The sequence below is a fragment of the Delftia sp. NA_296.1 genome (genome assembly GCF_052692095.1).
The window spans coordinates 121,458-141,375 of record NZ_JBQZGF010000012.1; the positions used below are offsets into that span (position 1 = coordinate 121,458).

Annotated in this window: 17 protein-coding genes; 10 read left to right on the top strand and 7 right to left on the bottom strand. The window is 69.4% G+C overall.

Features of this window, described 5'->3' with window-relative positions; genetic code table 11:
- Both ACUTR7_RS25495 and ACUTR7_RS25500 read left to right on the top strand, forming a co-directional pair.
- Complete coding sequence (locus ACUTR7_RS25495) at positions 1–1,215, top strand: ABC transporter permease (protein ID WP_373789638.1); 1,215 nt, start codon at positions 1–3, stop codon at positions 1,213–1,215.
- 1 nt (position 1,216) lies between these two features.
- A complete protein-coding gene (locus ACUTR7_RS25500; protein WP_445610111.1) occupies positions 1,217–2,350 on the top strand; it encodes an ABC transporter permease in 1,134 nt (377 codons plus the stop codon).
- 12 nt (positions 2,351–2,362) lie between these two features.
- Here the strand turns inward: ACUTR7_RS25500 and ACUTR7_RS25505 are convergent, their stop codons facing one another.
- Positions 2,363–3,568 (bottom strand): MFS transporter, encoded by a 1,206-nt coding sequence (locus tag ACUTR7_RS25505; protein WP_012206367.1) that lies wholly within the window; start codon positions 3,566–3,568, stop codon positions 2,363–2,365.
- A gap of 51 nt (positions 3,569–3,619) precedes the next feature.
- Complete coding sequence (locus tag ACUTR7_RS25510) at positions 3,620–4,618, bottom strand: LysR family transcriptional regulator (RefSeq protein WP_071956329.1); 999 nt, start codon at positions 4,616–4,618, stop codon at positions 3,620–3,622.
- Between the two features lie 76 nt (positions 4,619–4,694).
- On the opposite strand from ACUTR7_RS25510, the gene ACUTR7_RS25515 reads away from it, so the two are divergent.
- Together ACUTR7_RS25515 and ACUTR7_RS25520 are read left to right on the top strand one after the other, a co-directional pair.
- Positions 4,695–5,579, top strand: a complete 885-nt coding sequence (locus ACUTR7_RS25515) for an amidohydrolase family protein (RefSeq protein ID WP_445610155.1) — start codon at positions 4,695–4,697, stop codon at positions 5,577–5,579.
- A gap of 26 nt (positions 5,580–5,605) precedes the next feature.
- Positions 5,606–6,601, top strand: a complete 996-nt coding sequence (locus ACUTR7_RS25520; protein WP_013801717.1) for a tripartite tricarboxylate transporter substrate binding protein — start codon at positions 5,606–5,608, stop codon at positions 6,599–6,601.
- A 25-nt stretch (positions 6,602–6,626) separates the two neighbouring features.
- Here ACUTR7_RS25520 and ACUTR7_RS25525 read toward each other — a convergent pair whose 3' ends face one another.
- Together ACUTR7_RS25525 and ACUTR7_RS25530 are read right to left on the bottom strand one after the other, a co-directional pair.
- Entirely contained in the window at positions 6,627–8,258 is a 1,632-nt protein-coding gene (locus tag ACUTR7_RS25525) for a gamma-glutamyltransferase family protein (protein ID WP_445610112.1), read from the bottom strand.
- Positions 8,259–8,271: 13 nt separating this feature from the next.
- A complete protein-coding gene (locus ACUTR7_RS25530) occupies positions 8,272–9,261 on the bottom strand; it encodes a Bug family tripartite tricarboxylate transporter substrate binding protein (protein ID WP_013801719.1) in 990 nt (329 codons plus the stop codon).
- 132 nt (positions 9,262–9,393) lie between these two features.
- Between ACUTR7_RS25530 and ACUTR7_RS25535 the strand changes: the two genes are divergently transcribed.
- Positions 9,394–10,278: a LysR family transcriptional regulator gene (locus ACUTR7_RS25535; RefSeq protein WP_141831261.1), complete on the top strand. Its 885-nt coding sequence runs from the start codon at positions 9,394–9,396 to the stop codon at positions 10,276–10,278.
- 37 nt (positions 10,279–10,315) lie between these two features.
- On the opposite strand, the gene ACUTR7_RS25540 is transcribed toward ACUTR7_RS25535, so the two are convergent.
- The gene (locus ACUTR7_RS25540; RefSeq protein WP_013801721.1) at positions 10,316–10,699 is read right to left on the bottom strand and encodes a tautomerase family protein; all 384 of its coding nucleotides are present in this window, start codon (positions 10,697–10,699) and stop codon (positions 10,316–10,318) included.
- A gap of 120 nt (positions 10,700–10,819) precedes the next feature.
- Here ACUTR7_RS25540 and ACUTR7_RS25545 point away from each other — a divergent pair, with 120 nt between their 5' ends.
- The 3 genes from ACUTR7_RS25545 to ACUTR7_RS25555 all read left to right on the top strand — a co-directional run bounded on the left by ACUTR7_RS25545 (position 10,820) and on the right by ACUTR7_RS25555 (position 14,124).
- Positions 10,820–11,677 carry a LysR family transcriptional regulator gene (locus tag ACUTR7_RS25545; protein WP_012206359.1) on the top strand — a complete coding sequence of 286 codons (858 nt, stop codon included), beginning with the start codon at positions 10,820–10,822 and terminating at the stop codon, positions 11,675–11,677.
- 411 nt (positions 11,678–12,088) lie between these two features.
- Entirely contained in the window at positions 12,089–12,943 is an 855-nt protein-coding gene (locus tag ACUTR7_RS25550) for an RNA ligase family protein (RefSeq protein WP_445610113.1), read from the top strand.
- Positions 12,944–12,978: 35 nt separating this feature from the next.
- The gene (locus tag ACUTR7_RS25555) at positions 12,979–14,124 is read left to right on the top strand and encodes an AAA family ATPase (RefSeq protein WP_445610114.1); all 1,146 of its coding nucleotides are present in this window, start codon (positions 12,979–12,981) and stop codon (positions 14,122–14,124) included.
- A gap of 31 nt (positions 14,125–14,155) precedes the next feature.
- Here ACUTR7_RS25555 and ACUTR7_RS25560 read toward each other — a convergent pair whose 3' ends face one another.
- Positions 14,156–15,139 carry a Bug family tripartite tricarboxylate transporter substrate binding protein gene (locus tag ACUTR7_RS25560; RefSeq protein WP_445610115.1) on the bottom strand — a complete coding sequence of 328 codons (984 nt, stop codon included), beginning with the start codon at positions 15,137–15,139 and terminating at the stop codon, positions 14,156–14,158.
- Positions 15,140–15,196: 57 nt separating this feature from the next.
- Positions 15,197–16,210, bottom strand: a complete 1,014-nt coding sequence (locus ACUTR7_RS25565) for a Bug family tripartite tricarboxylate transporter substrate binding protein (RefSeq protein WP_445610116.1) — start codon at positions 16,208–16,210, stop codon at positions 15,197–15,199.
- A 97-nt stretch (positions 16,211–16,307) separates the two neighbouring features.
- Between ACUTR7_RS25565 and ACUTR7_RS25570 the strand changes: the two genes are divergently transcribed.
- Positions 16,308–18,923, top strand: coding sequence for an aconitate hydratase AcnA (locus ACUTR7_RS25570; RefSeq protein ID WP_445610117.1), 2,616 nt, complete (start codon positions 16,308–16,310; stop codon positions 18,921–18,923).
- Between the two features lie 25 nt (positions 18,924–18,948).
- Complete coding sequence (locus tag ACUTR7_RS25575) at positions 18,949–19,914, top strand: GntR family transcriptional regulator (RefSeq protein ID WP_099733252.1); 966 nt, start codon at positions 18,949–18,951, stop codon at positions 19,912–19,914.
- The last annotated feature ends 4 nt before the right edge of the window (positions 19,915–19,918 follow it).

A 19,918-nucleotide genomic window follows, 5' to 3' on the forward strand; every position in this document is an offset into this window, starting at 1 on the left:
GTGAGCGCGAACCCGCCCACGGCCTTTGCCGCCAGCCTGAGGCGCGAATGGCGCCTCCTGCGCGGACGGCCCTGGGACCTGGCCATGGTCAGCTGGGTGCCGCTGCTGGCGCTGCTGCTCATGGTCTGGATCTTCTCGGCAGGCCTGGTCCAGCGCCTGCCCGTCGCCGTCTGGGACCAGGACCACAGCGCCCTGTCGCGCCAGCTGGTGCGCATGCTGGGCGCCACGCCGGGCCTGGCCGTGCAGTCGCAGGTGCTCAATGCCTCGGAGGCGCAATGGGCGCTGCAGTCCATGAATGCCTACGCCGTGGTGCAGATCCCGCCCGGCTTTGCGCGCGACATCAAGCGGGGCCAGGGGGCCGACGTGGTGCTCATGCACAACGCCCAGCTGGCCACGCATTCCAGCCTGATCCAGCGTGACCTGCGCCAGGTGGTGGGAACGCTGTCGGCCGGCGTGGAAATGCAGGCCCGTGCCAAGCGCGGCGATCCGGCCCAGGCGCTGCGCGTGCGCATGGAGCCCATACGCACCAACCTGGTGTCGCTGTTCAACATCTCCACCAACTACGAGCAGTTCCTGGCGGCGGCGCTGATTCCCGCGCTGCTGCACATCCTGGGCATGACGGCCGGCGCCTGGTCCGTGGGGCGCGAGCTGCGCGACCGAACGCTGGGCCAGTGGATGGCCGAGGCTGCGGGCCCGGGAAAGCCCGGCTGGAGCGCCATTGCGGGCGCCTTGGCGGGCAAGCTGGCGCTGTCCTGGGCCAGCCTGGGCCTGGGCGGTACGCTGGCCATGCTGTGGCTCACGGCCGGACGGGGCTGGCATCCGGGGCAGGGCGCTGCCAGCCTGGCCTGGGTGGCGCTGGCCCTGCTGCTGCTGATCGCCGTGAGCCTGGCGGCGGGGGCGCTGCTGGCGGCGCTCACGCTGTCGCTGCGCACGGCGCTGTCGGGCGCGGGCCTGCTGTCGGCGCCGGCCTTTGCGTTCAGCGGCGTGGGTTTTCCGCTGCTGGCCATGCCGGATTCGGCGCGTGCCTGGGCCCTGTCCATGCCCTATACCCACTATGCGCGGCTGCAGATAGAGCAGCTGCAGATGGGCGCGCCCATCGTGCAGAGCCTGCCCGTGGTGGCCGGGCTATTGCTGGCCGCGCTGGTGTTGCTGCTGCTGGCCACGGCAGGCCTGGCGCGCGGCCTTTCCCGCCCCGACAAATGGGGAGGGCGCTGAGATGGCCAGGGGCTTTGCGCAAGACTTCATCAGCGCCCTGCGTGCCGTGTTCGGCGACGTGGGCGTGCTCATGCTGCTGGTGGGCGCGCCCGTGCTCTACGGCTTCTTCTATCCCTGGTTCTATGGGCAGGAGGTCGTGCAGCGCGTGCCCGTGGCCGTGGTGCAGCACGACGGCAGCGGCCTGGCACGCCAGATGCTGCGTTTTGCCCAGGCCAGCCCGCGCATCGAGGTGACCCTGGTCACGGGCGACGAGGCCCAGGCGCAGCAGGCCCTGCTGGATGGCCGCGTCATGGGCTACGCGCTGCTGCCGCGCGACCTCAAGCGCCGCGTGGTGCGCAGCGAAGAGGCCGTGGTGCCCGTGTACGCCAACGGTGCCTACCCGCTGGCCGCCAAGCAGGTGCAGTACGGTTTTGCCGAAGCCTTCGGCACGGTCTCGGCAGGCGTGGAACTGCGGCGGCTGACGGTCGGCGGACAGAGCGCATTGCAGGCCCAGGCCAGCCGCTCGCCCGTCAACCTGCAGATGCAGGCCCTGTTCAATCCGACGGAAGGCTACGGCAGCTTCGTCGTCGCCGCCGTGGCCATCATCATCCTGCAGCAGACGCTGCTCATGGGCGGCGCGCTGCTGGTGGGAACCTGGCGCGAGCAGGGATTGGACAGGGCGCCGGCACGCACCTGGCTGGCGCGGCTGCTGGCGCTGTGCACGCTGGGCTGGCTCTCGGGCCTGTACTACTTCGGCTGGATCTTTGTCTGGCACGACTATCCGCGCGGCGGCAATCCCTGGGGCGCGCTGGCGCTGCTGGCCGTCTTCGTCCCGGCCGTGGCGGGAGCGGCGGCGCTGCTGGGCTGGTGGCTGGCCAACCGCGAGCGCGCCATGCAGGTGGTGCTGTTCACCTCCATCCCGCTGGCCTTCGTCGGCGGCTTCAGCTGGCCGGCCGAAGCCCTGCCGCAACTGCTGCAGGCGCTGCGCTGGCTGTCGCCCAGCACGGCGGCCATCCAGGCCTCGCTGCGACTGAACCAGGCCGGCGCGCCGCTGGAGGCGGCGCTGTGGCATCTGTCCGTGCTGCTGACCCTGGCGCTGCTGGGCTGGGTGGCCGTGCTCTGGCTGGGCAGCCGCCGCGTGGACCCTGACGATTGACCGGTCGGGGCTTCAGGCCGGCGCGCCCGCGCCGCGACCCCGTCCCTGCACGGCCAGCATCAGCAGCACCACGCCCACGATGGGCAGCAGCCAGGTGTTGATGCCGTCCCAGCCGGCCGTGTGCAGCAGCTGGCCCGAGCCGAACGAGGCCACGGCCACGGTGCCGAAGACCAGGAAGTCATTGAGGGCCTGCACCTTGGCGCGCTCGGCAGGGCGGTAGCACTCGGTCACCATGGCCGTGGCGCCGATGAAGCCGAAGTTCCAGCCCACGCCCAGCAGCACCAGGGAGCCCCAGAAGTGCAGCAGCTCCAGCCCCATCAACGCCATCAGGGCCGAGGCGGCGATCATCACCAGCCCCAGCGCCGTGATGCGGCGCTTGCCAAAGCGCGCGATCAGCCGGCCCGTGAAGAAGCTGGGCGCGAACATGGCCAGCACATGCCACTGGATGCCCAGCGCCGCCTCGCCCACCGTGTGGCCGCAGCCCACCATGGCCATGGGCGCGGCCGTCATCAGAAAGGCCATGAGACCGTAGCTGACCACGCCGGCCGAAGCCGCCACGATGAACTGCGGCGTGCGCGCAATCTCGGCCAGCGGCCGGGCCTCGCCCGCCACGGCGCGGGCCTGGGGCGGCGGCAGCTTCAGGCCCAGCAGCAGCGGCAGGGCCAGCAGGGCGAGCACGGCCTGGCTGTAGAAGCTGCCTGCGAACGGCGTCATGGGCAGGGCGTCGCGCGTCCAGATCACCACCTGCGGGCCGATGATGGCCGCGATCAGCCCGCCGATCATCACGCGCGAGATGGCGCGCGCCTGCTCGGCGGGGTCGGTCATGGCGTCGGTGGCCGCAAAGCGGTAGCTCTGCACGCAGGCCGCGTAAAAGCCCGCCAGCGCCGTGCCGATGCAAAAGGTCACGAAGTCCGATTGCGCAATGCCCTGGGCCGCGATCACGCCCGAGACCACGCCCAGGATGGCACCCAGCACATAGGCCGTGCGCCGCCCCATGCGCTGCATCAGCCAGGCCGCGGGCAGCGTGGACAGCGCCAGGCCCAGCTGGTAGATGCTGACCGGCAGCGTGGTGGCCGTGGGATTGGTGGACAGCTGCTGGCCGACCAGGCCGCCCAGCGAAATGATGATGGGCGGCGACGCGCCCCCCAGCGATTGCGCGGCCACGAGCAGGCCGAGGTTGCGGCGCTGCAGCGCCGGAGTGTGTTGTTCTGGTGTCATGGCTTGTGCGGCGGAAAGACCGCATCTTCACCGAAAAGCATGAGGGCTGGGTTAAGCGTTGTTCCGTGTGCCTGCCCTGTCCAGGCGCTGCTGGAGCAGGGATTTGCTGTACGCCTCCTGGAAGATCTGGTGGATCAGCTCCCTGAACCATTTGTGCCCCGCGTCATGGTCGTTGCGCGGATGCCAGACGGCGTCGATGGACAGGGCCAGCTCGGGCAGGGGCATGGGGCGCGCCACGCAGTTGGAGCCGGACAGCACGCTGTGCATCCAGTGCGCGGGCATGGCCGCCACCAGGTCAGTGGATTCGATGACGGGCACCATGCCCAGCCAGGTGGGCACCTGGAACATCACGCGCCGCGCCAGCCCGCGCTCGGCCAGGAGTTCGTCCACGATGCTGCTGCCCACGCCCGTGACCTTCAGGTGGCCCTGCTCCAGGTATTTCTCCAGCGTGAGCGGGGAGGCGGCGGCCGGATGGTCCTTGCGCATCAGCACCATCCACTGGTCGTCCAGCAGGCGCCGGGAGGCCGACAGCACCGAGCGACCGCGCGAGACGGAAAGGCGGATTTCCACGCCTTCGTACTCGACGCGGTCCGAGGGCTGGCGGCCGTCGAAGGACTGCACCGACAGGCTGATGCCCGGCGCCACCGCACGCAGATGGATGCACAGCTGCGGGAGCAGCAGCACGCCCACGTAGTCGGACAGGCGCAGGTGGAAATTGCGCCGCGCCGTGGCCGGATCGAAGCCCTTGCTGACCTCGATGGCGCTTTCGATCTCGCTGAAGGCCTTGCGGAAGCTGCGCGCCAGGCGCACGGCCTCGGGCGTGGGCGACATGCCTTCTGCCGTGCGCAGCAGCAGCGGGTCGTTGAACTGGGTGCGCAGCCGGCGCAGCGCATGGCTGACGGCCGAGGATGTGATGCCCAGCCGCGCGGCGGCCTTGCCCACGCTGCGTTCTTCCACCAGGGCCTCGAAGATCACCAGCAGGTTGAGGTCGATGCTGCGCAGGTTGACCGGAGCCCGGGGCGCGCTGTCTGCATGTTGAATGCTGTTCATTTTGATGATGACAAAGATGAGCTTGACTGAATTTTACGTGTGTCACGACAATGCACCAGCTTTGAAATGAATGCACATGAATTCACCCAGTTTCAACCGTTGTGCCGGTGATTCCGACGCAGTCGAAAATCCAGCGGAACAATATCTGTTTCCAGAAAATTCCTGCGATACCCATTTCCATGTATTTGGTCGTTCCGATGATTTTCCGTTGATTGCGGAACGCGCCTATACACCGGCTGTCGCGTCCATGGACGGTTATTGGAAAGCCTTTCGCCCATTGGGCGTGGACCGTTGCGTTCTGGTCCAGCCCAGCGTGTATGGCCGCGATCACGGCCTGCTCAAGCAGACGCTGCGCCATGCCGAGGCGGGCCGCATGCGTGGCGTGGCCGTGATCTACGAGGACACGCCGGATACAGAGATCGAAGCGCTGCACGCCCTGGGCGTGCGCGGCGCACGGTGCAATGCGCTGTTTTCGGGCGGGGTCTCCGTCTCCAGCCTGCGGGCCGTGGCCGACCGCATCCGGGGCCTGGGCTGGCATGTGCAATTGCTGGTGAACGTGGATGAAGACCCTGGCCTGGCGCAGCGCGTGGCCGACATGGGCGTGGCCGTGGTGGTGGATCACTTCGGCCACCCGTCGCGCCAGCTGGGCGCCGTTGGGCCGGGCAGCCGCAACCTGCAGGCGCTGATGAAGGAAGGCCGGGCCTGGGTGAAGTTCTCGGGCGCCTACCGGATATCGGCAACGGCATCGGCCGTGGACCCGGCCGTGACTCCCATTGCACACGCCCTGGTGCAGGCCAACCCGCACCGGATCGTATGGGGGTCGGACTGGCCGCATCCCGGAATAAAGGCCCGTTCGAATTCCGCTGGCGAATTGGCGCAGGCATTGGTGGATTGGGTTCCAGAGGAATACAGGCACACGGTATTGGTCGATAACCCCGCGCGCCTGTATTGGGGTCATTGATTTTCAAATAGCAGGAGACAGAGAAAATGAATCGAATCACATCGGGCCGCAGAGGCTTTATCCGCACGGCGGTATCTTTCGCGGCGCTGGCTGCGGCATCGGCTGCATCGGCAGTGCAGGCGCGCGCATTTCCGGCCAAGCCGCTCACGCTGGTCGTGCCCTTTGCGCCGGGCGGCAACGTGGACATCGTGGCCCGCACGCTGGGCATTCCGCTGGCCCGGCATGCGGGGCAGTCCGTGATCGTGGACAACCGTGCGGGCGGCGGTGGTGCCGTGGGTTCGGGCTGGGTGGCGCGCGCCGAGCCGGACGGGCATACGCTGCTGGTGGCCACGCCGGGCCAGTTGGGCACCTTGCCCGAGATGATCAAGCTGCCCTACCGCGCCGACAGCTTTGCGCCCATTGCCGTGGTCAGCCGCACGCCCGTGGTCGTGGTGGTGCGCGCCAATGACGCGCGCTTCAAGACCGCTGCCGATTTCATCAAGGCGATGAAGGCCAAGGATGGCAGCGTGACCGTGGGCCATGCCGGTCCGGGCTCGCCCAATCACCTGGCCGTGCTGCAGCTGGAAGATGCCGTGAAGGTGCGCGTCAATCCCGTGCCCTACAAGGGATCGGGGCCGGCCCTGGTCGATCTGATCGGCGGGCAGATCGACGCCGTGGTGGACCAGATCACCAGCTCCACGCCGCATATCAAGAGCGGCGCTCTGCGCGCGCTGTTCGTGCTGGGGCCGCGCGCCGGGGGCGGGCTGGCCGATGTGCCCGACCTGGCCCAGCTGGGCCTGCCGGTGTTCGATGCCACCACCTTCGTGGGCGTGTTCGCGCCCAAGGGTGCGCCCACGGCCAGCGTGGACAGCCTGTATGGATGGATCTCCCAGTCTGTGGCCGACCCGGAGTTCAGCCGCCTGATCCGCGAACTGGGCAGCGAGCCCTTCCCGGCCAGCGCGGCCGTGCTGCAGCGCCTGGTCAGCGAAGAAGCCGCGCTGGCGGCGCGGCTGACCCGGCAGGGGCGTCTGCGCGCGGAGTAGCCGCCGCGCGCACTTTCCCTTTCCTCTAGTACCCTGCCGCCAGCCCGTCGCGGCGCGGGTCGCTGGCGATCTGGTAGCCCTCCACGGCGGGATCGCCCATGCGCCAGATGAACTGGCCGGCACCGAAGTCCTGGTAGGGGTCGTGGATGACCTCCACCTGGTGGCCCAGCGCCTGCAGGCCGGCAATGGTGGCCGGGTCCATGCCGCCTTCCACGTTGATGGCCAGGCCTTCGTTGACGCGCCAGCGCGGCGCATCGCAGGCCGCCTGGGGCGACTGGCGGTAGTCCAGCATGCGCACCACAGTCTGCATGTGGCCCTGGGGCTGCATGTTGCCGCCCATGACGCCGAAGCTCATCACGGGCTGGCCGTCGCGGGTCAGGAAGGCCGGAATGATGGTGTGGAAGGGGCGCTTGCCCGGGCCCACCAGGTTGGCGCGGTTGGGGTGCTGGGGGTCGGTGCCGAAGCCGTGGCCGCGGTTTTGCAGGCTGATGCCGAAGGTCGGCTCCACCACGCCCGAGCCAAAGCCCGAGAAGTTGCTCTGGATGAAGCTGACCATCATGCCGTTCTCGTCGGCTGCCGTCAGGTAGATGGTGCCGCCGCGCACGGGGTTGCCGGCCTTGAAGTCCTGCGCACGGCGCGGATCGATGAGCCTGGCGCGCGAGGCCAGGTAGGCGTCGTCGAGCATCTGTGCGGGCGTCACCTCCATGTCCGCGTCGGCCACGTAGCGGTAGATGTCGGCAAAGGCCAGCTTCATGGCCTCGATCTGCAGATGCTGGGAGGCCACGCCATCCACGGGCAGGCTGGCCAGGTCGAAGTTGGACAGAATGCCCAGCGCAATCTGCGCGGCAATGCCTTGCCCGCCCGGCGGGATCTCGTGCAGCGTGTGGCCGCGGTAATCCTTGGCCAGCGGCTGCACCCATTGCACCTCGTGCGCGGCCATGTCGGCCATGCCCAGGCAGCCGCCGTGCTGCTGCACGAACGAGGTCACGGCCCGGGCAATCTCGCCTTCATAAAAGGCCTTGCCGCGCGTGGCACCAATGGCGCGCAGGGCGCGCGCTGCGGCGGGAAAGCGGAACAGCTCGCCCACTTCCGGCGCGCGGCCCCGGGGCAGGAAGCTTTCCCTGAACCCCGGCTGCGACTGCAGCTCGGGCGCGCCTGCGGCCCATTTCTGCTGGACCACGGGCGGCACCAGGTAGCCGCGCTCGGCGATCTCGGCGGCCGGCTCCATCAGCGCGTCAAAGGGCAGCTTGCCGAAGCGCTCGTGCAGGGCCACCCAGGCGCTGACGGCGCCCGGCACGGTGATGGAGTCCACGCCCCGGCGCGGCGGCTTGTCCTGGCGGCCGTAGCGCTGGTGGAAGTACTCGGGCGCCCAGCCCTGCGGTGCGCGGCCGCTGGCGTTGAGCCCGTGCAGCTCCTTGCCATCCCAGAGGATGCAGAAGGCGTCCGAGCCCAGGCCGTTGCTCACCGGCTCGACGATGGTCATGGCCGCCGCCGCCGCAATGGCCGCGTCCACCGCGTTGCCGCCTGCCCACAGCATGCGCAGGCCGGCCTGCGCCGCCAGCGGGTGGGAGGTGGACACGGCATTGCGCGCGAACACGGGCACCCGCCTGGAGTCGTAGGGGTTGCCGGGAGTGAAGGGAGAGGAAGGGGCGTGCATGAAAGAACCTGCCTCAGTCGGCGGTAATGCCCATGGTCTTCACGTCGCGGCTCCAGCGCGTCAGTTCGCGGTCGATCTGCTGCTTGAAGGACTTGGGGTCGCTGGTCTCGGGGTCCAGGCCCTGGGCCTCGAACTGGGCCTGCACTTCGGGGCGCTCCATGATCTTGCGCACTTCCTGGGCCAGCCGCTCGACGATGGCCGGGTCCGTGCCGCCCGTGGTGAACAGGCCGTACCAGGACGTGAAGGCATAGCCGGGCAGGCCGGCCTCGGCGACGGTGGGCACGTTGGGCAGGTTCTTGACGCGCTGCTTCGTGGTCACGGCCAGGATGCGGGTCTGGCCGGTCTTGGCCGAGGTGATGGCGGGCGGAATGCCCGAGAAAATGGCCTGCACCTGGCCGCCCGACACATCGGTGATGGCCGGGCCGTTGCCGCGGTAGGGCACGTGCACCAGGTTCACGCCGGCCTGCTGGGCAAACAGCGCGCCGGCCAGGTGCAGCGTGGAGCCGTTGCCCGACGATGCGTAGTTGATGCTGCCCGGCGCCTTGCGCGCGGCCTCGATCATTTCCTGCACCGTCTTGTAGGGCAGGGCGGCGTTCACCAGCAGCGCGTTGCCGGACTCGGCCACCAGGGTGATGGGCTCCAGGTCCTTGCGCGGGTCGAACGACAGCTTCTTGGCCAGCACGGGCGCCACGGTGTTGCTGCCGATGGAGCCCAGCAGCAGCGTGTAGCCGTTCTTGGGCGCCTTGGCCACCACTTCGCTGGCGATCAGGCCGCCCGCGCCGCCGCGGTTCTCCACCACCACGCTCTGGCCCAGGCGCTGCTGCAGCTCCTTGGCCAGGATGCGGGCCACGATGTCGTTGGCGCCGCCGGCGGCAAAGCCCACCATGATCTTCAGCGGCTGCGAGGGCCAGGCATCGGCGGCGGGCGCGGCCCAGCCGGGCGTGGCGCAGGTCAACAGGGCGGCGCAGCAGACAAGCAGGCGGCGGGACACGGGTGCAGGCATGGAGATCTCCAGAAATCCGGGAAGTGGGAGGGTGCGATCAGGACGATCGGCTATCGGTTGCCAGCGATTTTGATGATAGAAACTGTTTGGTGAAAGCTGGAATTTCTTACGAATCTTGAAAGCAAAACTTTTATGCCAAGCCTGCGCATTCTTCGCACTTTTCTGGCCGTGGCGGCGGAGGGCTCCTTCACCGCCGCCGGACAGCGCGTGGCGCTGACCCAGGTGGCCGTGGGGCTGCAGATGCGCACGCTGGAAAACGACCTCAAGCGCAAGCTGTTCGCGCGCCAGGGCAAGCTGGTCACGCTCAACGAGCAGGGCCGGGCGCTGGTGCCCATTGCCACCCAACTGGTGGCGCTGTACGAGCAGGCCAAGCACGGCACGCGGGCCGATGCACCGCTGGCCGGCACCGTGCAGTTCGGCTCCATCGTCTCGGCGCTGAGCCAGCTGGTGCGCGCCACGCTGGAGCTCAAGCGCCACCATCCGGCGGTGGACCTGCATGTGGTCTCGGGCAAGTCCAACCGGCTGATCGCCCAGGTGGAGAACCATGAGCTGGATGCGGCCGTGGTGGTCTACAACCCGGCCATCAAGCGCCCCTCGCTGGTCTGGACACCGCTGTACGCCGAGCCCATGGTGCTGCTGGCGCCGCGCGCCGCCCGGCCCGCGGCGCCTGCCGACATGGTGGAGCGCTATCCCTTCATCCGCTTCGACCGCACCGAGCACACGGGCGAGCTGGTGGAGCGCACGCTGCGCCGCCTGCGCGCCAAGCCCCAGGAGTTCCTGGAGCTCAATTCCATCGAGACCATCGTGGAGCTGGTGCGCGACGGCATGGGCGTGGCCATGCTGCCCAATCTGGCGCGGCATGGCTGGGAGGGCGACCCGCGCCTGCGCGTGCTGCCCATTGCCCAGACCGCCGAGAGCCGGCAGATCGCCCTGGTGCAGCTGCGCACGGCGGCGCGCGCCGAGATCATCACCGCCGTGGGCCAGCAATTCGTGGCGGCGCTGGCAGTGCCGTCCTGAGCGCGCCGCTGGCGGTGTTGCGCCGATTCGGAGGTCTTCAAGTTGCGTATTGCGCGAGCCCATGGCCCATGGACCAGTTCTCCTTGTCCACCTCGACCAGGTTGACGAACACGTCCTCGGGCCGCAGGCCCGGGCTCTCGACCAACAGCTCGGCGATGCGGCGGAACAGTGCCTTCTTCTGCTCCAGGCTGCGGGTGTTGCTGACCGTGAGCTGCACCAGCACCAGATCGTCGCTGCGCGCCACGCCCAGGTAGGAGGCGCCGTAGCGGAAGTTGTCGCCGTCATGCTCGGTGATGGTCATGAACTGGTCGTCCTCCGGCACGTTGAAGGTCTCGCGCATGGCGCGGTAGAGGCTGTCGCAGATGGCCTGGCGGTAGGCGGGGGACTTGCCGGCGCGCATGTTGATCCGGGTCATGGGCATGGTGTGGCTCCTTTGCGTTGAGTTGAGTTGCGTTGCTTTGCGTTGTGGGAGCCTCGAAGGTAGGCCGTGCCAGCTATTTTGAAAAGCCATGATTGCTGATATCAGTAATAATGAATTGCAATGATTCAACGACCCCTTGACCTGGATGCCGTGCAGAGCTTCGTGCACATCGCGGAGCTGGGCAGCTTCACGCGCGCGGCCGAAGCCATGCAGACCACGCAGGCCGCCGTCAGCCTCAAGCTCAAGCGGTTGGAGCAGCGGCTGGGCTGCCGGCTGGTCGAGCGCACGCCGCGCCACGTGCAGCTGTCGGCGCTGGGCGCCGACTTCCTGCCCCATGCGCGCGAACTGCTGCAGGCCCATGAGCGCGCACTGGCGCTGGCCGTCAGCACGCGCCAGCGGCTGACCATCGGCATCAGCGACCACGTGGCCGGGCCTGAGCTGCCGGCCCTGATCGCCCGCATGAATGCGCAGGACCCGCAACTGCTGATCGACATCCGCATCGCATCGTCCGGCCCGCTGCTGCAGGGGTTTGACCGGCGCGAGTACGACACGGTGATCGTTCGCACGCATGCCGGGCGTGACGACGGCGAGCTGCTGGCCGAGGAGCCCTTCGGCTGGTTTGCCGCGCCCGGCTGGCAGCACCGCGCGGGCGAGCCCTTGCCGCTGGCCACGCTGGCCGAGCCCTGCGGCGTTCGCGCCATGGCCGGGCAACTGCTGGATACGGCGCGCATGCCGTGGACCGAGGTGTTCGTGGGCGGCGGCGTGGCCGCTGTCTCGGCCGCCGTCATGGCGGGGCTGGGCGTGGCCGCGCTGGCGCCGCGCATGCTGGCCCTGGGCGCCGTGGACGTGGGCCCGCGCCTGGGCCTGCCCACGCTGCCGCGCCTGCCCGTGCTGCTGCACACCCGCGTGCGCGAAGGCCGGCCGCGCGCGGCGCTGGATGCGCTGGGCGCCGCCTTCAAGTCCGCCGTGCGTGGCTAGCAGCCAACAATCGGCCCGGCATGGTGCGCAGCCGCTTGTGCCTGCGGGGCAACGGGCGATAGACTCGCACCCCTCCCATCCACCCTCACCCTTTCGAGGTGCACCATGCCCCGCCGCACAGCTTCCTGCTGAACGACTTCGTCACACGCTGATCCTGGCCTTGCCCCGGATGTCTTTTGCGTGTGCGCTGCGGTGCGTGGCCTTTTGAGGGCTTGCGGCTGACCGTCCGGTTTGCGGACGGCCCCGACAGTCCTGCCATCTTCCCCTTCGACAGCCTGCCGGCCCGGCCGCCACGGGCCAGGCCGCGCTGTCGCTGCATCCCCTGCATTGCGGCGCCTGGCGTCGTCGTCGGCTTTTCCCGCTCCACGGCATGTCGCCGTGGGGTGCTGCATCGTTTTCGGAAAGCACGACATGACCCCATCCATTGCCCAAGGCGCTCACTTTCTTTCGAGCGTCGAGATCCTCAAATACCCCCGCACGCCGCACCTGCGCGGCTCGCGCCTGCAGTCCGGTGACCAGGACGACGCCGTGCCCTATGAGCGGCTGGCCGGCCGGCACATCGTCGTCGAGGAAAAACTCGACGGCGCCAACGCCGCGCTGAGCTTTGCCGACGACGGCCAGCTGCTGCTGCAGTCGCGCGGCCACTACCTGGACAGCGAGCGGCCCGGCGGGCGCGAGCGCCAGTTCAACCTCTTCAAGCAATGGGCCCAGGCCCATGAGGGCGCGCTGCTGTCCCTGCTGGACGACCGCTACCAGGTGTTCGGCGAGTGGATGTATGCCAAGCACTCGCTGTTCTACGACGCGCTGCCGCACTGGTTCTGCGAGTTCGACATCTGGGACCGCTCGGCGCAGTGCTTCCTGGACACGCCGCGCCGCCATGCCCTGCTGGCCGGCGTGCCCGTGGTCTCGGTGCCCGTGCTCTACAGCGGGGTGGCGCCCCGGCGCATGCAGGACCTGCTGGCGCTGCTGGCCCCCTCGCTGGGCCGCAGCGCGCGCTGGCGCCAGGCCTTCGAGCAGGTGGTGGCCCGCCAGAAGCTGGACCTGCCGCTGTGCTGGCGGCAGACCGACGGCTCCGAACTGGCCGAAGGCCTCTACCTCAAGGTGGAGGAGGGCGGCCAGACCGTGGCGCGCTACAAGTTCGTGCGGCCGGACTTCGTGCAGATCATCCTCGACTCGGGCTCGCACCACAGCGAGCGGCCCATCGTCCCCAACGGGCTGCGCGAAGGCGCAGACATCTTTGCGGCCGATATTTCAAAAAGCTGGTGAGGCCTGCAGCGCAGACCCATCGCAAGGAGATTTCCATGACGAACTGGAAACAGATCCAGTCCCTGGTGCCGCAGCCCGGCGCCGACCCCGACTTCGCGGCCTGCCTGGCCGCCATCCCCCAGCTGGAGCAGGCCAAAACCACGCCGCAGGACCCGGTCTATCACGGCGAAGGCGATGTCTGGACGCACACGCAGATGGTGGTGCGCGAACTGCTGGCCGACCCCGGCCATGCGGCGCTCACCGCCACCGAGCGCGAGACGGTCTTCCTGGCCGCGCTGCTGCACGACGTGGCCAAGTGCTCGACCACCGTGGTGGGCGAGGACGGCCGCATCGGCCAGCCCGGCCATTCGCGCCGGGGTGCGCTGGATGCGCGGCTCATGCTCTGGGAAGCCGGCGCGCCCGTGGACCAGCGCGAGGCCATCTGCCGCCTCATTGCCGTGCACCAGGTGCCGTTCTTCGCCTTTGCCGATTCGCGCCGCGGCCTCTCGCCCGAGTTCATCGTGCGCGAGCTGTCCTGGCAGGTGGACCTGCACTTGCTCACGCTGCTGGCGAGGGCCGACATGCGCGGTCGCATCTGTCCGGACATTGCGTCCGTGCTGGTCAACATCGAACTGGTGCGCGAGTTCGCGCTGGAAGAGGGCTGCCTGCGCACGCCACGCCGCTTTGCCTCGGCCGAGACGGCGGTGCGCTACTTCCGCGGCGCGCAGCTGCATCCCGACTATGCGCTGCACGAGCAGGCCGGCTCGCGCGCCATCGTCATGTGCGGCCTGCCGGCCAGCGGCAAGAACACCTGGGTGGCCGCCCACCATGGCGACCTGCCCGTGGTCTCCTTCGACGATGCGCGTACGGAGCTGGGCCTGCGCCACGGCCAGAACGAGGGCGCGGCCGCCCACCATGCCGTGGACAAGGCCAAGGCCCTGCTGCGCGCGGGCCAGCCCTTTGTCTGGAATGCCACCCACCTGTCGCGCCAGATGCGCGGCAAGACCGTGGACCTGTGCCTGGCCTACGGCGCCCGCGTGGAACTCGTGCACCTGGAAGCCAGCCGCCCAACCCTGCTGGCCCGCAACCGCGCGCGCGACACCACGCTGACCAACGCGGCCCTGCTCAGCCTGCTGCAGCGCTGGGACGTGCCTTTGCCTACCGAGGCGCATGCGCTGTCGTTGCTGGTCAATGAGGGATAGGTCGAGGGTGGGGGTAGGCCCCGCCTTTCGCTCAGTCCCTTCGGATTCCGCGCTCCTTCACCAGCCGGCCCCACTTGGCGGCTTCGCTGTCGATGAAGGCGGCGAACTCCTGGCTGCTGCCGCCGCCGAACTCGTTGCCCTGGGAGACGATGCATTCCCGGACTTCCGGATGGTCCATGGCCTTGGCGAACGCCTTGTGGAGCCGGGCCACGATCTCGGGCGGCGTGCCTTTGGGCGCCACATAGCCCATCCAGTTGGAGACGGTGACCTGGGGGAAGCCGGACTCGGCGAAGGTGGGCACGTCAGGGAGCATGGCCAGGCGCTGTGCCGAGGTCACACCCAGCGCGCGGATCTTGCGCGCCTGTATGGAGGGCGCGGCCGCACCGGTCTGCTCGAACATCAGGTCCACCTGTCCCGACAGCAGGGCGGTGGCGGCGGGGCCACCGCCCTTGAAGGGCACGCCGACCATGTCCAGGCCTGCCGCCGCCTCGAAAAGCTCGGCCGAGAGATGGTGCGCACCACCCGGCCCTGCATTGGCGATGTTCAGCTGCCCCGGCCTGTCCTTGGCGGCCGTCACCACATCGGCCACGCTGCGATAGGGCTTGTCGGCGGGCGTGACCAGCACCAGCGGGCTTTTCTCCAGCAGGATGATGGGGACAAAGGTCTTGGGATCGAAGTTGAGCTTGGGATAGATCCAGGGATTGACGGCCAGAGGCCCGAAGCTGCCCATGGCGATGGTGTAGCCGTCGGCTGCGGCGCGGCCCACGAACTCCATTCCGATGTTGCCGCTGGCGCCGGGCTTGTTGTCCACGATCACGGGCTGGCCCAGTATCTGCGCCAGCTGCCTGGCCACGAGCCGGGTCTTGACGTCGGTGTTTCCGCCGGCCGCGAAGGGCACGACGATGGTGACGGCGCGGACCGGGTAGCCGTCGGGGGCGGTCTGGGATCGGGCTGTGGCCGAAGCCAGGACCAGGATGGCGGCGGCCGTGGCGGCCAGCGCGGGATGAAGCTGCATGTCGTCTCCTGTGGTTTTCTGAAGGGAAAGGCAAATGCCGGGAAAGGGCGCGCGCCCTCACTCGGCCACGATGCGGGCCGAGGTCACGATGGCGGCGTACCTGGCGGTCTCGGCGGCGATGAAGTCCCTGAACTGCTGCTGGGACATGGGGGCGGGCTCGCCGCCCAGTTCGCGCAGGCGCTGCGCCAGCGCGGGGTCCTTGAGCGCATTGACCACCGCCGCATGCAGCCGCGCCTGGACGGCCGGCGGCGTGGAGGCGGGCGCGAAGAGGCCGAACCAGTTGTCCAGGTCGTAGGAGGCCAGGCCCGTGGACTCGGCAATGGCGGCAATGCCGGGGGCGAAGCTGGCGCGCTGCGCTGAAGTCACCGCCAGCGCCTTGACACGGCCGCTCTTGATGAAGGGCGCGGCCCCCGCGTAGCTGACGAAGGCCAGTTCGACCACGCCCGAGGATACGTCCACCAGCTGGTTGGCCGCGCCCCGGTAGGGCACGTGGTTCAGCCGGATGCCGGCCAGCGACTGCAGCAGCTCGCCATTGAGGTGCTGGGGATTGCCCACGCCGCTGGTGGCGTAGCCGAGCTTGCCGGGGCTGGCCTTGGCCAGGCGCACCAGTTCATCGATGTTGCCGGCCGGCAGGCCGGGCGAGGCCACCAGTACGTTGGGCACGCGCGTGACCAGGGTCAGGGGCGCCAGGTCGCGGGACGGCTGGTAGGGCATGCGGCCCTGGTGCACCAGCGGGGCGATGGCGGTTTCGCCGGCCGAGCCCAGCAGCAGCGTGTGGCCGTCGCCCGCCGCGCGTGCCACGGCGCCTGCGCCCAGCATGCCGCTGGCGCCGGGCCTGTTGTCCACCACCACCGGCTGCTTGAGCGTCACGCGCAGCCGCTCGGCCAGCAGCCGAGCCATGGCGTCGACGCCGCCGCCTGCCGTGAAGGGAACCACGAGAGTGATGCTGCGCTGCGGCGCGTCCTGGGCCGCAGCGGGCAGGTTGCCGATGAGGCTGATGAGGCCAATGAGGCCGGCGAGCAGCGCGGTGCCCAGGTTGCGCAGCAAGCTGCGGCGGGAGGGAGCGGACATGTCAAAACTCCTTGGCGGCCTTTTAGCCGGGGTTTCAGGGAAAGCGAGATGAGGCGTTTGATTGCATTTTAGAAATTCAAAATGCAAAATATCAGCTATGGAAAACACCGAGAACCCCTTTTCCCGCGTCCTTGAACTGGACGGAGTCCGCTACCACGCCGCCGATGTGCCGGGCGTGCTGGGCGAGTGCCTGCCGCGCCTGCCCGTGGTGCTCAGGTTGTTGCTGGAGAACGTGCTGCGCCACATGGAGGGGCGGGAAAGGGACGCTGCCGTGGCTGCCCTGCGGGCCTGGCTGGATCACGGCAGCAGCGAGGCCGAGATCGCCTTCCAGCCGGGCCGCGTGCTCATGCACGACACCACCAGCACGCCGGCGCTGGTCGACATCGCGGCCATGCGTGATGCCCTGCACGAAGAGGGCGTGGATCCGGCCGTGCTCAATCCGGTGCTGCCCGTCGATGTGTCGGTGGACCACTCGCTGGCCGTGGAGGCCTATGCAGCGCCGGGCGCCGCCCAGGCCAACCTGGAGCACGAGATACGGCGCAATGCCGAGCGCTACCGCTTCCTGCGCTGGGCTTCCAGGGCCCTGGCCCATGTGACCATCCACCCGCCGGGCACGGGGATCATGCACACCATCAACCTGGAGCAGCTGGCCACCGTGGTGACCACCGAGGAGCGCGGCGGCAGGCTCTGGGCCGTGCCCGACATGATGCTGGGCACGGACAGCCACACACCCATGGTCAACGGCATCGGCGTGCTGGGCTGGGGCGTTGGCGGGCTGGAGGCGCAGACCGTGATGTTCGGCATGCCCACCATGCTGCGCATCCCCGACGTCATCGGCGTGCGGCTGACCGGCGCGCTGCGCCCCGGCGTGCAGGCCAGCGACCTGGCCCTGGTCGCCACCCAGCGGCTGCGCGCCCTGGGCGTGGCCGGCGAGTTCGTCGAGTACTTCGGCCCCGGCGTGTCCATGCTGACGGCGGGCCAGCGCAGCGTGGTGGCCAACATGGCGCCCGAGTACGGCGCCACCACGGGCTACTTCGCGGTCGATGGCCAGACGCTTGACTACCTGCGCGCCACGGGCCGCAGCCCGCAGCGCGTCGCCCTGGTCGAAGCCTATATGCGTGCCCAGGGCCTGTGGTTCGATCCGCAGGCCCAGCCGCGCTACACACGCCAGATCGAGATCGACCTGGACACCGTGGGCTGGCACATTGCCGGTCCGCGCCGCCCGCAGGACCTGCTGGACTATGGCGACAGCGCCCGCGCGCTGCAGGCCGTGGGCTTTGTTGCGTCCGGCGCGAAGGCCGGGCTGCCGCGCCATGCCGTGGCGCTGGCCGCCATCACCAGCTGCACCAATACCTCGGATCCCGCGCTGCTGGTCGCCGCCGGGCTGGTGGCGCGCAAGGCGCGGGCGCTGGGGCTGAAGGTCCCCGCATGGGTCAAGACCTCGCTGGCACCGGGCTCGCCGGCGGCTGCCTCCTATCTGGCGCGCGCCGGGCTGCTGCAGGACCTGGAGGCCGTGGGCTTCGGCATCGTGGGCTACGGCTGCACCACCTGCATCGGCAACCCTGGCCCGCTGACTGAGCCGGTGCGCCAGGCCCAGCGCGCCGGCCAGGCCAAGGCCGTGGCCATTTTGTCGGGCAACCGGAATTTCCCGGGCCGCGTGCATCCGGACATCGAGCTGAGCTTCATCATGTCGCCGTCCCTGGTCATCGCCTTCGGCCTGGCCGGCGACGCGGCCCGCAACCTGCGCCTGGAGCCCGTGCAGCACCTAGCCGATGGCCGGCCCGTGTTCCTGGCCGACCTCATGCCCACCCGCGAGGAAGTCCAGGCGGCGCTGGCGCTGGGCCTGCACCCGCAGGACTTCGGCCGCGACTTCGCGCGGGCCACGCTCAACCCGGCCTGGCATGCGCTGAAGGCGCCCGAGGGGCCGTTGTTTCCCTGGGACGCGCGGTCCACCGCGCTGCGCCGCCCGCCCTTTGCCGCGCTGTCCGAGGGCAGCCAGCTGGGCCGCTACCAGGCCCACCCGCTGCTGGTGGTGGGCGACGACATCACCACGGACCATATCTCGCCGGCCAGCGCCATCCCGCCCGACAGCCTGGTGGCCGATTTCCTGGTGGAGCGCGGCGACGACCGGGGTGATCTCAACGTCTTCGCGTCGCGGCGCGGCAACTGGGAGGTGATGGTGCGGGCGGCCTTTCACAGCAAGACGCTGAAGAACCTGCTGGCGCCCGGTGCCCCCGTGGCCCATGGCCTGCATGCGCCATCGGGCGAGATCGCGCCGCTGTGGGACATCGCGCAGCGCTACCGCAAGGCGGGCCAGTCCGTGGTGCTGGTGGCCGGCGAGCGCTACGGCACGGGCTCCTCGCGCGACTGGGCCGCCAAGGGCCAGCGCCTGCTGGGCATACGTGCCGTGCTGGCCCTGAGCTTCGAGCGCATCCACCGCTCCAACCTCATCGGCATGGGCATCGTGCCGCTGCGCTTGCCTGCGGGCATGGGGCCGCAGGAACTGGCGCTGCAGCCGGGCGACCGTATCGAGATCGATGCACCGTCCGACGCCCTGGCGCCGCGCTGCGCCGTGCCCGTGCGCATACTGCGCGGCGATGGCAGCGTGCAGGCGCTGCAGGCCACGGCCGCCGTGGAGACGCAGCTGGAGGCCGGGCTGCTGCGCAGCGGCGGCGTGATTCCTTCCATCCTGCGGCAGGCGGCCGGGCGCTGATGTGGCATGGCATGACAATGGGGGCATGAAGACCTCCACCCAGCTGTGCTCGCAAATCCTGGCACTGGCCCGTTCCGAACAATGGGACAGCGGAACCCACCTGGCCGCCCAGGGCCTGGCCGACCGGCTGCGCGTCTCCCGCCAGCCCGTCAACGAGGCCTTGCAGCAGCTGGAAGAGCAGGGCGTGGTGCGGCGCGAGCGCAACCGGGGGTTTTTCCTGGCCCTGCCGCATGACGGGATTCCGGACGAACTGCTGGCCGAGGCGGCGGCCGGCGACCAGGACCTGACCGAAGCCATCTACTTTCGCATCGCCGAGGACCGGCTGCGCGCCAGCCTGCCCGAATCCGTCACCGAGGCCGCGCTGCGCACGCGCTACGGCCTGAGCAAGGCCCAGCTGGCGGCCGTGCTCAACCGCATCTCGCAGGAGGGCTGGATCGAGCGCAAGCCCGGCTACGGCTGGACCTTTGCGGCCATGCTGACCACGCCCGACAGCCTGCTGCAGTCCTACCGCCTGCGTATGGCGCTGGAGCCGGCCGCGCTGCTGGAGCCCGGCTACCGGCTGGACCGCGCCGTGCTGCAACGCTGCCGCGCGGCCGAAATCCACTTGCTCGAAGGCGGCATCGCCACCGACCCGGCCGACCGCATCCACGACCGGGGGGTGAACTTCCACGAGTCCCTGGTCGAGGCCTCGGGCAACGTGTTCTTCATCGACACCATCCGCCGCGTCAACCGCGTGCGGCGCCTGCTGTCCTACCGCTCTATGCAGGACCGGGCGCGCTACCGCGAGCACTGCGAGCAGCATCTGAACATCCTGGAACTGCTGGGGCGCGAGCGCAACGAAGAAGCCTCCCTCGCCATGCGCGAGCACCTTGCGAGCACCTTGCGCAACCTGGCCAGCATCAGCGATCTCCTCGGTCCTGGCGCAGCGTCCCCGGAACCTTCGCGTACCCCTTCGCGTACCTCTTCCACGCCCCGGCGGGCATCCCGTTGACCCT

Coding starts and splice junctions, on each gene's coding strand:
- ACUTR7_RS25570 (WP_445610117.1), top strand. CDS start 16,308: ATGGAAAACACCGAGAACCCCTTTTCCCGCGTCCTTGAACTGGACGGA.
- ACUTR7_RS25520 (WP_013801717.1), top strand. CDS start 5,606: ATGAATCGAATCACATCGGGCCGCAGAGGCTTTATCCGCACGGCGGTA.
- ACUTR7_RS25565 (WP_445610116.1), bottom strand. CDS start 16,210: ATGTCCGCTCCCTCCCGCCGCAGCTTGCTGCGCAACCTGGGCACCGCG.
- ACUTR7_RS25510 (WP_071956329.1), bottom strand. CDS start 4,618: ATGAACAGCATTCAACATGCAGACAGCGCGCCCCGGGCTCCGGTCAAC.
- ACUTR7_RS25515 (WP_445610155.1), top strand. CDS start 4,695: ATGAATTCACCCAGTTTCAACCGTTGTGCCGGTGATTCCGACGCAGTC.
- ACUTR7_RS25505 (WP_012206367.1), bottom strand. CDS start 3,568: ATGACACCAGAACAACACACTCCGGCGCTGCAGCGCCGCAACCTCGGC.
- ACUTR7_RS25530 (WP_013801719.1), bottom strand. CDS start 9,261: ATGCCTGCACCCGTGTCCCGCCGCCTGCTTGTCTGCTGCGCCGCCCTG.
- ACUTR7_RS25525 (WP_445610112.1), bottom strand. CDS start 8,258: ATGCACGCCCCTTCCTCTCCCTTCACTCCCGGCAACCCCTACGACTCC.
- ACUTR7_RS25500 (WP_445610111.1), top strand. CDS start 1,217: ATGGCCAGGGGCTTTGCGCAAGACTTCATCAGCGCCCTGCGTGCCGTG.
- ACUTR7_RS25555 (WP_445610114.1), top strand. CDS start 12,979: ATGACGAACTGGAAACAGATCCAGTCCCTGGTGCCGCAGCCCGGCGCC.
- ACUTR7_RS25545 (WP_012206359.1), top strand. CDS start 10,820: ATGATTCAACGACCCCTTGACCTGGATGCCGTGCAGAGCTTCGTGCAC.
- ACUTR7_RS25575 (WP_099733252.1), top strand. CDS start 18,949: ATGAAGACCTCCACCCAGCTGTGCTCGCAAATCCTGGCACTGGCCCGT.
- ACUTR7_RS25540 (WP_013801721.1), bottom strand. CDS start 10,699: ATGCCCATGACCCGGATCAACATGCGCGCCGGCAAGTCCCCCGCCTAC.
- ACUTR7_RS25535 (WP_141831261.1), top strand. CDS start 9,394: ATGCCAAGCCTGCGCATTCTTCGCACTTTTCTGGCCGTGGCGGCGGAG.
- ACUTR7_RS25550 (WP_445610113.1), top strand. CDS start 12,089: ATGACCCCATCCATTGCCCAAGGCGCTCACTTTCTTTCGAGCGTCGAG.
- ACUTR7_RS25560 (WP_445610115.1), bottom strand. CDS start 15,139: ATGCAGCTTCATCCCGCGCTGGCCGCCACGGCCGCCGCCATCCTGGTC.